Origin of the sequence: Pseudomonas sp. 58 R 12 (assembly GCF_900005865.1) — a bacterium.
GTDB lineage: Bacteria > Pseudomonadota > Gammaproteobacteria > Pseudomonadales > Pseudomonadaceae > Aquipseudomonas > Aquipseudomonas tritici.
The window spans coordinates 277,829-291,526 of record NZ_CVTP01000008.1 but is presented as its reverse complement, the minus strand read 5'-3'; the positions used below and the strand labels follow the sequence as shown (position 1 = coordinate 291,526).

Below are 13,698 nucleotides of genomic sequence, written 5' to 3'. Positions count from 1 at the left end.
GGTGCTTTTCTGTGGGAGCTGGCTTGCCTGCGATGGGTACGCCTTGGCTTAACAGGCAGACCGGTGGATAACTTGTAGTGAGCGGGCTTGCCCCGCGCTGGGTGGCGAAGCCGCCCCAAACCATGCGACTTGGTTTTATCTGGAACTCGGCGGTGTCTTTACTGGGGCGGCTTCGCCACCCAGCGCGGGGCAAGCCCGCTCACTACAGTCCATCGCCAGCACCATCCCGATGCAACGAATGGCCCACACAACCCTCATATGTTCACGAGTAATGCTTCACGACGACAGGTATCAGGCTTATGACGGCGGCTGAAAACAACCATGTGAACTGGCTGGTGGAACAATCGATGCTGCATGCAGCACGCCAGCGGGCCAAGCTCTATTCGGGGCAGGGCCGGTTGTGGCAACAGCCTTACGCACAGACCCGGCCCCGTGATGCGACGGCCTTGTCGTCGGTGTGGTTCACCGCCTACCCGGCGTCGATCGTGACCCGTGAAGGTGGCACGGTATTGGAAGCGCTGGGGGATGAGGCGCTGTGGCACGCCCTGTCGAAAATCGGCATTCAAGGCATCCACAACGGCCCACTGAAAAAGTCCGGCGGCCTGAGCGGAACCGAGCACACGCCGACCATCGACGGCAATTTCGACCGCATCAGCTTCGAGATCGACCCTGAATTGGGCACCGAAGCGCAGTTACAGGCGTTGACGCGCATGGCGGCGGCGCACAATGCGGTGATTATCGACGACGTGATCCCGTCCCACACCGGCAAGGGCGCGGACTTTCGCCTGGCCGAGATGGCGTACGAGGACTATCCCGGCCTTTACCACATGGTGGAAATTCGCGAAGAAGACTGGTCGTTGCTGCCCGACGTGGTCGCGGGGCGCGATGCGCAGAACCTCAGCCCCGTGCAGGTCGATGCGTTGCGTGACAAACACTACATCGTCGGCCAGTTGCAGCGGGTGATTTTCTTCGAACCCGGCGTCAAGGAAACCGACTGGAGCGCAACCAACGTCGTGCTGGGCGTAGATGGCAAGCCGCGTCGCTGGGTGTACCTGCATTACTTCAAGGAAGGCCAGCCGTCGCTGAATTGGCTGGACCCAACCTTTGCCGCGCAGCAGATGATCATTGGCGATGCGCTGCATGCCATCGACGTAATGGGCGCAAAGATCTTGCGCCTGGATGCCAACGGGTTCCTCGGTGTGGAGCGCAAGCTGGATGGCACGGCCTGGTCCGAGAGCCATCCGCTGTCGATCACCGGCAACCAGTTGTTGGGCGGCGCGATCCGCAAGGCGGGCGGTTTCAGCTTCCAGGAGCTGAACCTCACCGTGGACGACATTGCGTCCATGTCCCATGGCGGTGCCGACCTGTCCTATGACTTCATTACCCGCCCGGCGTACCAGCATGCGCTGTTGATGGGCGACGCCGAGTTCCTGCGCCTGATGCTGCGCGAAATGCACCGCCAGGGCATCGACCCCGGCTCGCTGATCCACGCGTTGCAGAACCACGATGAACTGACCCTGGAACTGGTGCATTTCTGGACGTTGCATGCCCATGACACCTTCCTTTATCAGGGCCAGACCTTCCCCGGTAACATCCTGCGCGAGCACATTCGCGAGCAGATGTACGAACGTTTGGCCGGCGAGCATGCGCCGTATAACCTCAAGTTCGTGACCAATGGCGTGTCGTGCACCACCGCCAGCATCATTACGGCGGCGCTGGGGATTCGTGACCTCGACGCGATTACCCAGGCGGACATCCAGCAAATCCGCCAGATCCATCTGCTGCTGGTGATGTACAACGCGATGCAGCCTGGGGTGTTTGCCTTGTCCGGCTGGGACCTGGTCGGCGCGCTGCCGTTGGCGGCCGAAGAAGTCGAGCATCTGATGCGCGATGGCGATACGCGCTGGATTCATCGCGGCGCGTATGACCTGGTGGATTTGAACCCTGAGGCAGAACTGTCTGCCGGCCATATGCCACGTTCGAAGAGCCTTTACGGCAGCTTGAACAGCCAGTTGCAGGACCCCGAATCCTTCGCTTCGCAACTGCAGAAAATCCTCGCGGTACGCCGCGCCTACGATATCGCGGCCAGTCGCCAGATCCAGGTGCCGGAAGTCGAAAACCCGGGGCTGCTGGTGATGGTCCACGAGTTGCCGGCCGGTAAAGGCACGCAAATCACCGCGCTGAACTTCGGCGCCACGCCGATCACCGAAACCCTGCATTTGCTTGATATTGCTGCCGGGATGGTGGTGGATATCATCAATGAGCGCGTGGAGGGAGACCTGACGGCGGAGGGGGCGTTCACCATTACCCTGGACGCATATGAGGGGTTGGCGCTGCGGGTGGTCAGTAGTTCACCCCTCTAGCGTTACCGCATCGTGTAGTGAGCGGGCTTGCCCCGCGCTGCCACCCCGCCTATTCAGATAATTCGCGGCGTCTGGTTTTAGGGCTGCTACGCAGCCCAACGCGGGCAAGCCCACTCGCCACAACCGTGTGAACAAGTGATTTTAATTATTAGGGAAGGGCGTTAAAAGTTCGCGAACGCTTTCAGAGTTTCCTTACGCTGCCTATATAAAACTGCATGTAGTGTCTCGCTCACTACGTGCTGATTAATAGCGCGGTGACTCAAAGGAACAGAAATGCGATCTCAGCCGGTACCCCGTGATGAACATTCAACTGCGCCCGTGCAACGTGCACAGTTAGTGGTCAGTCTCGCCACGACACAAGATGAAGTACGTGAAGTGCAACGCCTGCGTCATCGTGTGTTCACCGACACGTTTAAACTGTCCACACTGGCTGACCCCGAGGCATTAAATACTGATGAGTTCGATGACTATTGCGACCACCTGCTGGTTCGCGACACCCGGACTTCGGCTGTGGTGGGCGCCTATCGCCTGATGGGCCCGACAGCGGCACAACGCATGGGGCACTATTACTCGGAGAGAGAATTCGATCTCACTGGATTAGAGTCTTTACGCCCCAGAACCGTTGAAGCCATGCATGCGTGTGTCCACCCCGAGTACCGCAGTGGCAGCGTGATCATGATGCTGTGGTCAGGCCTGGCGAGGTATATGGAGCGCGAGGGCTGTGACCATTTGATGGGGTGCGCGAGTGTGAGCCTGTCCAGTGGAGGCCACAATGCGGCGGCGTTGTACCGCAGCTTCACCTCGGAAAATCTGGCGCCTGCCGACTATCGGGTACTCCCCCACATACCCTTTCCTATTGAGGCATTCGAGCCTGGGTATATACCGCGCATGCCACCGTTGCTCAAAGGTTATTTACGCAGCGGTGGCTGGGTATGTGGTGTGCCTGCGTGGGATAAGGAATTTAACGTTGCGGACTTTTTTATCTTATTGCCGCTGTCGAAGTTGGACAGTCGTTATGCACGGCATTACTTGAAGTCTCAACAGTCGTTTTGAGGTTCGGTTGATAGTTTAAGGGTTTAATGAATATGGTGTTGAAAGAAGAAAGAGCTGTCGCGTTAATCTGTATTCCCGAGTTATTGACTGTTCTTGAGGCTGCCTCACTTATTGAACTTGAACGGGGAGGGTCCAAACAACTGGCGACGTTGTTTCGAACGTTGGGTGCTCCCGGGCTATCCATTGCCCACGCATTGGGCGGCGGAGGTGTCAGCGCGGTGAACCTGGCGCAGGTGCATACGTGGGTCGGCGCGCATTGCCCTTCTTTGGCGGTGATGATGACCATGCATCACCATACCGCTGCCGGCATGATGGCGGCGAGTCAGTTTTTCTCCGACATTCAAGGGCTGTTAAGCGTGGTTGCACGCGACAACCTGCTGGTCGCCTCGGGATTTGCCGAGGGGCGGGCGCACGCCAATATCCTGGAATCCACCTTGTCCGTTGAAAAGACAGCGGCGGACTACGTGGTAAGCGGCAGCAAAAAGCCGTGCACGATGACGCACCATTTCGACGCGATCACGTTTGGCGTCAACTACGTCGACCCTCAAGGCAAGACCCATATCGGTATCGGCCTGGGGCTAGCAGGCGACCCGAACATCCAGCGGAAACAATTCTGGTCGGTGCCGCATTTGCAGGCGGCGGACAGCCACGAAGTGATCTTCAATAATCTGCTGGTGCCTGAGTCGATGATGTACTTCAGCAACGCCGTCGATAGCCAGTTGGACAATGTTCAACAGGGGACTGGTGAGCACCTGTTTGCCATCTGGTTCCAGTTGCTGGCCTCGGCGTCCTACCTGGGCATGGCGTCTGCGCTGGCATCACGTGCATTGTCGTCCAACAAAGGCTCGCAGGATGATCGCGCGATGCTGCTGATTGATCTGCAGGGCGCCACCATGGCGGTACGCGGCCTGGCGGTGTCGATCGATCAGAATCGCTTTCTGCGCGCTGACCTGGCGCGTGCGCAGGCCACCCGGTTTGCCGTGCAGGAGGCGATCAATCGCATCAGCACGCGTGCGTTCGAAATCCTCGGAGGCATGGCGTTCATGTCGTCCGAGGAAATCGCTTACCTGATGGTTGCAACGCGGGTGCTGGCATTTCACCCCACCTCCAGGCTTGCCAGTGTGCCGTTTTTGTGTGAGCAGCTGAGCTAGTAAAGTTGCGGCACGATGAGTTCCGGTGGCGTCGGGCTGCGCGAATAATCTTCCTGCCGCACGCGCTGCGGCAGTTCGATCACCGGTAGCTCGACTTCTTCATACGGCATCTGGCCAAGCAGGTGGTTGATGCAGTTGAGCCGCGCTTTCTTCTTGTCATCGGCCTGCACCACCCACCACGGGGCTTCGGCGATGTGAGTGCGCTCAAGCATGACTTCCTTGGCCTTGGTATAGGCCTCCCAGCGCCGACGCGACTCCAAGTCCATCGGGCTGAGTTTCCACTGCTTGAGCGGGTCGTGAATGCGGCTGAGAAAGCGCAGGTGCTGTTCCTGGTCGGAGATCGAAAACCAGTACTTGATCAGTTGGATACCGGAGCGGGCGAGCATGCGCTCGAACTCCGGCACGCTGCGGAAGAACTCTTCGTATTGGTCGTCGTTGCAAAACCCCATGACTTGCTCGACGCCCGCGCGGTTGTACCAGCTGCGGTCGAACAGCACGATTTCGCCGGCCGCCGGCAGGTGCGAGACGTAACGCTGGAAGTACCACTGGGTCTGTTCGCGGTCATTCGGCGCAGGCAAGGCGGCAACCCGGCAGACCCTGGGGTTCAGGCGCTGGGTGATGCGCTTGATCACGCCACCTTTGCCGGCGGCATCACGCCCTTCGAACAGAATCACCACTTTGTGGCCGGTCTTCACCACCCAGCTTTGCAATTTCACCAGTTCGCCCTGCAGGCGGAACAGTTCGCTGAAATAAATCCTGCGCGCTGCTTTTTCGCTGCTTTCACCGACGTGCTCGTCGAACAGCGCGTTCAGGTCATGCCCGTCTTCGGACAATTCCAGTTCCAGCTCTTCATCACTGTGATCAAGCAGTTCACGGCGGATGCGCTGCATCAAGGCGTCTTCTACTGAGGACATGGGCGGAACTCGCGTGGTGGGGGATGGCAAAGTCTTAGACGCAATTTGTTACGAACCAATTACAGCAAAATGCGTAATTGCGGCGGGAGAGGGGGACAACAAGGCGTTTTGCCATTCCACATTCATAAAACCGTAACAAGATTGTTGCAGAGTGCCTCAGCCCGTAATCACAAGGATTTTCCTGAATGAAACGTCTGATGAAGTCTGCTGCACTCGCCGTCGCGGTTTCTCTTAGTGCCACCTCGGTATTTGCGGCGGAAAGCGTCCGCCTGACAGGTTCTGGTGCAAGTTTCCCGGCCCCTATCTACCTCACCTGGTTCAAGGACTTCAGCAAGAAGACCGAAGGTGTCACGGTTGACTACCAGTCCAAGGGCAGCGGTGCGGGCGTACAGGACTTCCTGAACAAGACCGTCGATTTCGCCGCCAGTGACTCGGCAATGAAAGACGAAGACATCGCCAAGGTGGCTGAAGGCGCGCAACTGCTGCCGATGACCGCGGGTGAAATCGTGCTGGCGTTCAACCTGCCGGGCAATCCTAAAGAGCTTAAGTTGCCGCGCGATGTTTACTCCAACATCTTCCTGGGCAAGATCACCAAGTGGAACGATCCGAAGATCGCCGCTGCCAACCCAGGCCTGAAGCTGCCTGACATGCCGATCACCGTGGTTGTGCGTGCAGACTCCAGCGGCACCACCGCTGTGTTCACCAAGCACTTGGCTGCGATCAATCCTGAGTTCCAGAAGGACTTGGGCGAAGGCAACACCGTTAACTGGCCCGCCAGCGACAAGTTCATCAAATCGCCGAAAAACGATGGCGTAACCGCGACCGTTCGCCAGACTCCAGGCGCCATCGGCTACATCGAATACGGCTTCGCCAAACTGGCCAAGGTCGACTTCGCCCAGTTGCAGAACAAGGCCGGTAAATACGTTGTGCCTAACGCCGAAAGCGGTGCAGAAGCCCTGGCTGCGGTGAAAATGCCGGAAAGCCTGGTGGCCTGGTTGCCGGATCCGGATGGCGCCAAGTCTTACCCGATCACTTCCTACACCTGGATGATCTTCCGCAAGAAAAACGAGAACCCGGCCAAAGCCAAGGCCATGCGTGAAATGGTCGAGTACAGCCTGACCGAAGGCCAGAAAATCGCTGATTCGATGGGCTACATCCCGCTGCCGCCATCGGTTGTCGATCAAGTTCGCAAAGCTTCCGCCAACATTCAGTAAGGCTTGCCAGGCCACCCCGGCATGGGCTGTCAGCCAGGCCGGGCGTGTTCCCCCCTTGTTCCGGAATTAGCCAATGAACTCACCTTTTGTCGTACCGGTTAACCCGGACTCTGCGTGCCAGCCACCTTCTACGAAGGACTTCCTGGTTGACCGCACCTTCCGTGCACTTGCACGCATAGGCGTAGTGCTGGTGCTGGCGCTGGTTTTCGCGCTGGTCTTCGAAGTAGGGCGCAAGGCACTTCCCGGCATGGAAAAGCACGGCTTTGATGTGCTGTTCGGCAGTGTCTGGGACGTAAACCAAGGTAAATACGGCATTCTGCCAGCTATTTGGGGCACGCTTTACAGTGCCTTCATCGCGTTGCTGATCGCAGGGTTTTTCGGCGTCAGCATGGCGATTTTCCTGACCCAGGATTTTTTACCGGCCAAGCTGGCGGCGGTGTTTCGCACCATCGTTGAACTGCTCGCCGCGATCCCCAGCGTCGTTTACGGCCTCTGGGGCATTTATGTGGTGATCCCGGCCATCCGCCCGCTGACGGCGTGGCTGAATACCGAGCTCGGCTGGATTCCTTTTTTCGGCACCTCCTTGAGCGGGCCGGGCCTGTTACCGGCAGCACTGGTACTGGCGATTATGATTCTGCCGACCATCGCCGCCGTTTCCCAGGACGCCCTCACGGGTGTGCCGATGAAAACCAAGCAAGCCGCCTACGGCATGGGCACCACCCACTGGGAAGCGATTCTCAAGGTAATGGTGCCATCCGCTGCCACCGGCATCTTTGGTTCGCTGGTACTGGGCCTCGGCCGCGCATTGGGTGAAACCATGGCCCTGGCCATGCTGGTTGGCAACGCGAACAACATCTCCCTTTCGCTGTTTGCCCCGGCCAATACGCTGGCGGCCTTGTTGGCGCTGAACTTCCCCGAAGCCGGCCCGAACGAGATCGAAGTGTTGATGTACGCCGCACTGGTGCTGATGTTTATCACGCTGCTGGTAAACATTATCGGTTCGATGATCATGGTCTACGCCCAGCGGGGGACTAAATAATGACTGACCTCTCGTCTCCACTCACCACCGCGATGCCGAGCCTGCAACGTCGGTTCGAAGGCCGTGCCCTGCGCAGCCTGATCTTGACCAGCCTGGTGTGGTTTGGTGCGCTGCTGGCCGCCGTGCCGCTGATTTCGGTGCTCTACATGCTGATCACCCGTGGTGGTGCTCGCCTGAGCCTGGAAGTGTTCACCGAGCTGCCACCGACTGGGTTCGAGACCGGCGGTGGCTTCGGCAACGCGATGGCAGGTACGTTCGTCATGGTCGGTATCGCTGCCGCCATCGCGGTGCCCGTCGGCATCATGGCGGCGATTTTCCTGGCGGAACTGGGCCCCGACAGCAAGCTGGCGAACGCCTCGCGCTTTGCCGCAAAAATGCTCACCGGCTTGCCGTCGATCCTGGCGGGTGTGTTTGCCTACGCGCTGGTGGTGATGACCACCGGGACTTATTCGGCACCGGCAGGTGGCGTTGCGCTGGCCGTGCTGATGCTGCCTATCGTGGTACTGACGGCTGAAGAGTCGATGAGGATGGTGCCCAAGATCATGAAGGATGCCGCCTACGGTATGGGCTGCACCCGTTCGCAGGTGATCTGGAAAATCGTCTTGCCCACCGGCATGCCAGCGATCCTCACCGGCGTCATGCTCGCCGTGGCCCGCGCCGCCGGCGAAACCGCGCCGCTGTTGTTCACTGCGCTGTTCAGCAACTACTGGATCTACCACGACGGCAACCTGGCGGTGATGAACCCTACGGCCTCCCTTGCCGTGCTGATCTACAACTTCTCCGGCATGCCCTTCGACAACCAGCTCGAGCTCGCATGGGCGGCCTCGTTGGTGCTGGTGATGATCGTGCTGGTCGTGAATATCGTGAGCCGTATTTTCGGCAAGCCCAAGTATTAAGAACGGGAGCACCTGAATTTTGAACGTATCATCTGCGCAAATAGCCGCTCCGTTTATCACCCAGGCGCCTGTGGTCATGGACTGCAAGCTGGACAAGATTTTCTACGGCAACTTCATGGCGGTGCGTGATAGCCATGTGCCGATCGAGAAAAACAAGATCACCGGCTTTATCGGCCCGTCCGGGTGTGGCAAATCAACCGTGCTGCGTAGCCTCAACCGCATGAACGACCTGGTTAAGGGCTTCCGCTTCGAAGGCCACGTGCATTTCCTGGGCCAGGACGTGTATGGCAAGGGCGTTGACCCGGTGGTGGTGCGCCGCTACATCGGCATGGTGTTCCAACAACCGAACCCGTTCTCGATGAGCATTTTCGACAATGTGGCCTTTGGCCTGCGCCTCAACCGCTACAAAGGCGACCTCGGCGACCGCGTCAAGCACGCGCTGCAAGGCGCTGCCTTGTGGGACGAGGTCAAGGACAAGCTCAAGGTCAGCGGCCTGTCGCTTTCGGGCGGCCAGCAGCAGCGCCTGTGTATCGCCCGCGCCATCGCCACCGAGCCAGAAGTATTGTTGCTGGATGAGCCGTGCTCGGCGCTTGACCCGATTGCCACTCGCCGGGTAGAGGAACTGATGGTCGAGTTGAAGAAGGATTACACCATCGCGCTGGTGACGCATAACATGCAGCAGGCGATTCGTGTGGCAGATACCACCGCGTTTTTCTCGGTGGATATTTCCCAAGGCACTCGCACCGGCTATCTGGTGGAAATGGGCCCGACCGCGCAGATTTTCGAAAACCCGCGCGAACAAATGACCGGGGACTACATCAGCGGCAAGTTCAGCTGACCCATGCACCGTTTTTCAGGATTGCCAATGACTGCAACACGTCGTCTTGATTTGCTCGCGATCGAACGCGCACTGCGTAAGGTACAGAGCCGTTTTGCCCAGCTCAGCCAGGACTTTACCGAGCCACGCGACCCGCTGACAGACGAAGTGCTGCAGAATGTGCTTGATGGCTATGCCCTGATTGACGACTATGTGGCGCGGGGCGTCGACCTGTTCGACCTTCAGCAACTGAACCTGATGCTGGAGATCAATGCCACTGTGCTTTGTGGCAAAGACCCGCTACGCCGGCAGGAATACGCGCAGCACCTGCTGGCGACCGAAGTGCATTTTTTCAACAATGTCGAGGGCGGCATCAAGGACTTGTATAACTGGTACTGCAAGCACCACAGTGAATCGGTGTGGAAGCGCGCAGCCGGTGTCTACGTGCGAGTCCTCAGCAAGCCGCAATTGTTCATTGAAGGCAATCACCGCAGTGGGTCGCTGATCGTCAGCTACCTGCTGATGCGCGAGGGGTTGGCGCCGTTCGTATTGACGCTGGACAACGCCGAGGGCTACTTCAACCCGTCCTCGGTCATACGCAACTCCGCCAAGCATGGCGTCATGGCGCTGTATGAGTTGCCCAAGATCAAGAAAAAGTATGCAGCGTTCCTGGAAGATAATGCCCCTGATCCAATGGAGTTTTTCCTGAGCGACACACCAGCGCCCGTCTATCAGGGGGGCCAATGATGGGAAGGTATCCAGTGGTCGACACAATCAAGCGTGTGTTCAAGCGCCAGCGCATCCGTATCTCGTTCGATATCGATGACACGCTGGCTTGCCAGCTTCACCACAGCGCAACCGAACACAGCCGTTTGCCGGCGTGTGTGCACCGTTGGCTGGGCGAGCCGCTGCGCAGCGGAACCCGTGCACTGACCCGCGAACTGCGTCGCCAAGGCTGCAGCGTCTGGGTCTACACCTCCTCCGGGCGGACCCCGTCCTACATACGTCGCTGGTTGTTGCTGTATGGCATCCACGTCGACGGTGTGGTCAACAGCGTGCGGCACAACCAGGCCCTCACCGAACGCGGACTGTTGAATACCCCGTCAAAATTGCCGTCGGCGTTCGACATCGACTTGCATGTCGATGATTCCGAGGGCGTTCAGCTTGAAGGCTTCGATCACGGTTTCCGCGTCGTGGTCGTGGACCCGGAAGACGAGCAATGGGCGCAACGCGTGCTGGATGCCGTCGCACACCTGCAGGCACAGCTCGCCCGGCAACAACCGCAGCGGCACAAGCTGCCGGTGCCGGCTTATCGGGGGCTGACGTTAAACGGGTAAGGTGGAACGGCTGTGCATGACGAGCGTTAAGCAAAGGGGGCTACTGATCAATCAGTCGCCCCCTTTTGGCTTATTTGGCGCTCAACGCCCCGAGAAACGCGGTATGCCGCAATGCCTTCGAAAACATCGGCAACGTGAAGTTTTCAGCGGCCTTTTGTTGCTCATCGGTGAACGTCGCCGTGCAGTCGGTCAAGGTCACTACGTTGTAACCCTTCTCATAGCCTGACCGAACCGTGCCTTCGACGCAGCAATTGGTTAGAAACCCCGCCACCACCAGGTTCTGGATGCCATTGTTGCGCAACACAAGGTCCAGGCCAGTGGTGGCAAAGCCATCCAGCCCGCGCTTGCCTTCCACGAGAATATCGCCGGGCTCACGCGTCACGGCGTCGGTGATCTCGGCACCCCAACTGCCGGTGCGAAAGGCGCTGCCGTCGGCTACCCCCTTGAGAATCCCGTAATCGCGTGTTGTCAGCTCTGGATAGCCCTCGGCGAATTGAATCGGCAGGTGGATGATCTTCACGCCCAGCTTGCGCGCTTGCTGCACGGTGGTTGCGGTGTTGGCCAGCATGTCTGACTGGTGCATCACATCTTTGACTGCGTCATGGAACACGCCACCGGGGGTGGTGAAATCGTTCTGGAATTCGATCAAGACAAGGGCGGTGGCGTGTGGATTCATGGTGAGTCTCCGAATAGGGGAGCAGTTGGTGTTCAGCGCCAATGACTCACCACACGGTGAGTGGGCGACGTCGACGCATAAGATGATGCGTTGGGAGCGTAGAGCCATCTGAGCATACCTGCACCCGTCGGAACAGATTTTTGAGTCACGCTGTCTTAGCGACGTTATCCTTTTAAGCTGCGCTCGGTTAATAAAAAGGGCTGTTGGAGAATACGTGTGAAGTATTACTGGCTCAGGCAGGACATGATGATGGCGGACAAATGGACGCTTGGCGACGTACGGCACGTCAATAACTGGCACTTCAGAGAGCCGCCCGTCAATTTCATGGAGCCAGGGACTTACACGTTGGATGTGCGTTTTGAAGGCGCTGAGGCGGACTATTCACTGGCGGGTTATGCCAGTGTGCCGGTGTTGAGTTCAAAGGCCTGTCAGGCGCTGTCTGGGTTGCCGGAAGTGGACGAGCCTTATTGCAATGTCGTATTCGAGCCTGTGCTGATTGCTAATAAAGAAGTCCGGGGTACCTACTTTCTTATGATCATTGAGACACAAATAGACTGTGTCGATGAGCAAAGATCTAACTTCAAGAAGTTCGAACCCAATGACCCTGTCAGACCCGATCTGGCGGGTGAGTATCGAGCATTCACCCGGCTTGTGATTGACCCTGGAAAAATCGGCGATCAGCACATTTTCAGAGTGAAAAAATATTCGGGCGCGATAGTCGTCAGTGAAGAGGTCAAGCACCGGCTGGAGACGGTCGGTGCCGTGGGGATGCTCTTTGAATCCGTGTCGGGTGACGACATAGGTGGGAATGCCTGAAGCACTTGGCCGCACAAGTGATGGTCTAAAACAGTGCGTGTAGGTAGCAGGAGCAATTCATTATCGAGGTACCCGACGTCACCGTTCGTCCAAACCTTGGCACTCGCCGTGACCGGCCCACTCTTATATTTACGCGCGGATGTTCCGAGCCTAGAACGGAGAGCCAGCATGGAAATCGACAGAAATGCCCCCGGGAACATTTCACAGCAGGACGTAACCCGCGGCACAGACAATGAAGCCGGGCATGATCCGAAGCGCGATGAGGACAACATCCCGCTGCCGCCGGACGACGAGGCACCTCTTGAAGAAGATATGTCTGACGTGGATGCTGCCGATTCGGTAGCGAGCGAGCATCCCGACAACTGATCGGCCTCTCAGAACAACAATCCCGACGTTCGCGTCGGGATTGTTGTTTGTACGTTGAGCGCTATGAAACCTCAGTGGCGGAAGGCTTCGGCGGCGGCCTTAAATTCGAAGTGCGGATGTACCTGCCAAGTATCCACAAGCCACTAGCCACAGCGGCCAATACGCCAGATAAGAGCACATCAACCAGGCCTTCTCCGGTCTTCTCGGGTGTTACAAATCTGGAGAGTATTTTCACCCAGGCAGGAACACTCATGTAGACGGTCAGTATCCAGAACACCACGGACGTCGCATAAACCGGTATCGAAAGGGTCATGCGTAGCCGGGCAGGGGCCTTATTCATCAGCAATTACGTCCTTGTTGGTCTGGGAGGGCAGAAGGCTGTGGCGATTACGACCCCCTTGGTGAGTCCATTGCGCGTTGCTTGCATTTTGTTGCGAGGGCGTGAAGATAGCAGAGTGGGCGACGCATCGAGGCACGGGAATCTCAGTTTTTCCTTCGTTATCTTCATCTACATCACTGATCTAACGAGCTTTTTCGCCCGAGTCGTGGTGCAAGAAAGCTGTCTTGCGACCTTGCGCCGACGCGACTGGATCTATATATTCCCAACCCTGCAACACGCGCTGCCGCCCGAATGGCGAAACTGGTAGACGCATGGGACTTAAAATCCCCCGCTCGTAAGGGCGTCCCGGTTCGATTCCGGGTTCGGGCACCATCTAAAATCAAGGGTCTGCGAGCGAAAGCTAATGCAGGCCCTTGTTTGTTTTCGGTCCGCAATTTCAAATGTCGCTCCGCAACTCACTTAGTTGGCGTGACCTTTGAGGGCTTTCACTTCGAGAACTTAGACATTCGCTACACCACGGCCAACCAGCGACATCCAGCATTGCGGTTTCTGTATGTAGAACTCGGCCGCGTCATTGGGGGTGAGGCTGTCCTTGGTTACCAGGCCGCATACTGGTCGCTCGCTGAGAAGCAAAGCAATCAGGTGACCGACATCCGCAAAGCCTATGACGCCGCTATGGGTGAGCGGGACAAGCGCCTGGAAGAGTTGCCCCGTAA

General features: G+C 58.0%; 13 protein-coding genes and 1 tRNA gene. 12 read left to right on the top strand and 2 right to left on the bottom strand.

The genetic code is table 11. The features are described 5' to 3' along the window. Nucleotides 1-299: 299 nt before the first annotated feature. From treS to BFP95_RS04830, 3 genes are all read left to right on the top strand, one after another. Nucleotides 300-2,363 carry a maltose alpha-D-glucosyltransferase gene (treS, locus tag BFP95_RS04840; RefSeq protein ID WP_065880566.1) on the top strand — a complete coding sequence of 688 codons (2,064 nt, stop codon included), beginning with the start codon at nucleotides 300-302 and terminating at the stop codon, nucleotides 2,361-2,363. Nucleotides 2,364-2,636: 273 nt separating this feature from the next. Beyond that, on the top strand, nucleotides 2,637-3,416 hold the full coding sequence (locus BFP95_RS04835; protein ID WP_065890936.1) for a GNAT family N-acetyltransferase: 780 nt from the start codon (nucleotides 2,637-2,639) through the stop codon (nucleotides 3,414-3,416). 32 nt (nucleotides 3,417-3,448) lie between these two features. Next, a complete protein-coding gene (locus tag BFP95_RS04830; RefSeq protein ID WP_139115290.1) occupies nucleotides 3,449-4,567 on the top strand; it encodes an acyl-CoA dehydrogenase family protein in 1,119 nt (372 codons plus the stop codon). On the opposite strand, the gene ppk2 is transcribed toward BFP95_RS04830, so the two are convergent. Next, nucleotides 4,564-5,481, bottom strand: coding sequence for a polyphosphate kinase 2 (gene ppk2, locus BFP95_RS04825; RefSeq protein ID WP_049713215.1), 918 nt, complete (start codon nucleotides 5,479-5,481; stop codon nucleotides 4,564-4,566). The genes BFP95_RS04830 and ppk2 overlap by 4 nt on opposite strands. A 185-nt stretch (nucleotides 5,482-5,666) precedes the next feature. On the opposite strand from ppk2, the gene pstS reads away from it, so the two are divergent. From pstS to BFP95_RS04795, 6 genes are all read left to right on the top strand, one after another. Then, nucleotides 5,667-6,695 (top strand): phosphate ABC transporter substrate-binding protein PstS, encoded by a 1,029-nt coding sequence (gene pstS / locus BFP95_RS04820; RefSeq protein ID WP_065909387.1) that lies wholly within the window; start codon nucleotides 5,667-5,669, stop codon nucleotides 6,693-6,695. Nucleotides 6,696-6,768: 73 nt separating this feature from the next. Next, complete coding sequence (gene pstC, locus BFP95_RS04815) at nucleotides 6,769-7,734, top strand: phosphate ABC transporter permease subunit PstC (protein ID WP_065872992.1); 966 nt, start codon at nucleotides 6,769-6,771, stop codon at nucleotides 7,732-7,734. Beyond that, nucleotides 7,734-8,630, top strand: coding sequence for a phosphate ABC transporter permease PstA (pstA, locus tag BFP95_RS04810; protein ID WP_065872993.1), 897 nt, complete (start codon nucleotides 7,734-7,736; stop codon nucleotides 8,628-8,630). The genes pstC and pstA overlap by 1 nt, the downstream gene beginning before the upstream one ends. A 76-nt stretch (nucleotides 8,631-8,706) precedes the next feature. After that, on the top strand, nucleotides 8,707-9,468 hold the full coding sequence (gene pstB, locus BFP95_RS04805; RefSeq protein WP_010210300.1) for a phosphate ABC transporter ATP-binding protein PstB: 762 nt from the start codon (nucleotides 8,707-8,709) through the stop codon (nucleotides 9,466-9,468). A 27-nt stretch (nucleotides 9,469-9,495) separates the two neighbouring features. Next, the gene (locus BFP95_RS04800; RefSeq protein WP_065872994.1) at nucleotides 9,496-10,194 is read left to right on the top strand and encodes a hypothetical protein; all 699 of its coding nucleotides are present in this window, start codon (nucleotides 9,496-9,498) and stop codon (nucleotides 10,192-10,194) included. Next, the gene (locus BFP95_RS04795; RefSeq protein ID WP_065872995.1) at nucleotides 10,194-10,784 is read left to right on the top strand and encodes a hypothetical protein; all 591 of its coding nucleotides are present in this window, start codon (nucleotides 10,194-10,196) and stop codon (nucleotides 10,782-10,784) included. The genes BFP95_RS04800 and BFP95_RS04795 overlap by 1 nt, the downstream gene beginning before the upstream one ends. 70 nt (nucleotides 10,785-10,854) lie before the next feature. Here BFP95_RS04795 and BFP95_RS04790 read toward each other — a convergent pair whose 3' ends face one another. Then, complete coding sequence (locus BFP95_RS04790) at nucleotides 10,855-11,460, bottom strand: cysteine hydrolase (RefSeq protein ID WP_065890940.1); 606 nt, start codon at nucleotides 11,458-11,460, stop codon at nucleotides 10,855-10,857. A gap of 216 nt (nucleotides 11,461-11,676) precedes the next feature. Between BFP95_RS04790 and BFP95_RS04785 the strand changes: the two genes are divergently transcribed. The 3 genes from BFP95_RS04785 to BFP95_RS04770 all read left to right on the top strand — a co-directional run bounded on the left by BFP95_RS04785 (nucleotide 11,677) and on the right by BFP95_RS04770 (nucleotide 13,354). After that, complete coding sequence (locus tag BFP95_RS04785; RefSeq protein ID WP_065872997.1) at nucleotides 11,677-12,276, top strand: imm11 family protein; 600 nt, start codon at nucleotides 11,677-11,679, stop codon at nucleotides 12,274-12,276. A gap of 168 nt (nucleotides 12,277-12,444) precedes the next feature. After that, nucleotides 12,445-12,642, top strand: coding sequence for a hypothetical protein (locus BFP95_RS04780; protein WP_065872998.1), 198 nt, complete (start codon nucleotides 12,445-12,447; stop codon nucleotides 12,640-12,642). Between the two features lie 625 nt (nucleotides 12,643-13,267). Next, nucleotides 13,268-13,354: transfer RNA gene (locus BFP95_RS04770), tRNA-Leu, on the top strand. Nucleotides 13,355-13,698: the final 344 nt, after the last annotated feature.

Excerpts from the sequence above, each read along its gene's own strand:
- treS (WP_065880566.1), top strand. The coding sequence starts at position 300 with ATGACGGCGGCTGAAAACAACCATGTGAACTGGCTGGTGGAACAATCG.
- BFP95_RS04835 (WP_065890936.1), top strand. The coding sequence starts at position 2,637 with ATGCGATCTCAGCCGGTACCCCGTGATGAACATTCAACTGCGCCCGTG.
- BFP95_RS04830 (WP_139115290.1), top strand. The coding sequence starts at position 3,449 with ATGGTGTTGAAAGAAGAAAGAGCTGTCGCGTTAATCTGTATTCCCGAG.
- ppk2 (WP_049713215.1), bottom strand. The coding sequence starts at position 5,481 with ATGTCCTCAGTAGAAGACGCCTTGATGCAGCGCATCCGCCGTGAACTG.
- pstS (WP_065909387.1), top strand. The coding sequence starts at position 5,667 with ATGAAACGTCTGATGAAGTCTGCTGCACTCGCCGTCGCGGTTTCTCTT.
- pstC (WP_065872992.1), top strand. The coding sequence starts at position 6,769 with ATGAACTCACCTTTTGTCGTACCGGTTAACCCGGACTCTGCGTGCCAG.
- pstA (WP_065872993.1), top strand. The coding sequence starts at position 7,734 with ATGACTGACCTCTCGTCTCCACTCACCACCGCGATGCCGAGCCTGCAA.
- pstB (WP_010210300.1), top strand. The coding sequence starts at position 8,707 with ATGGACTGCAAGCTGGACAAGATTTTCTACGGCAACTTCATGGCGGTG.
- BFP95_RS04800 (WP_065872994.1), top strand. The coding sequence starts at position 9,496 with ATGACTGCAACACGTCGTCTTGATTTGCTCGCGATCGAACGCGCACTG.
- BFP95_RS04795 (WP_065872995.1), top strand. The coding sequence starts at position 10,194 with ATGGGAAGGTATCCAGTGGTCGACACAATCAAGCGTGTGTTCAAGCGC.
- BFP95_RS04790 (WP_065890940.1), bottom strand. The coding sequence starts at position 11,460 with ATGAATCCACACGCCACCGCCCTTGTCTTGATCGAATTCCAGAACGAT.
- BFP95_RS04780 (WP_065872998.1), top strand. The coding sequence starts at position 12,445 with ATGGAAATCGACAGAAATGCCCCCGGGAACATTTCACAGCAGGACGTA.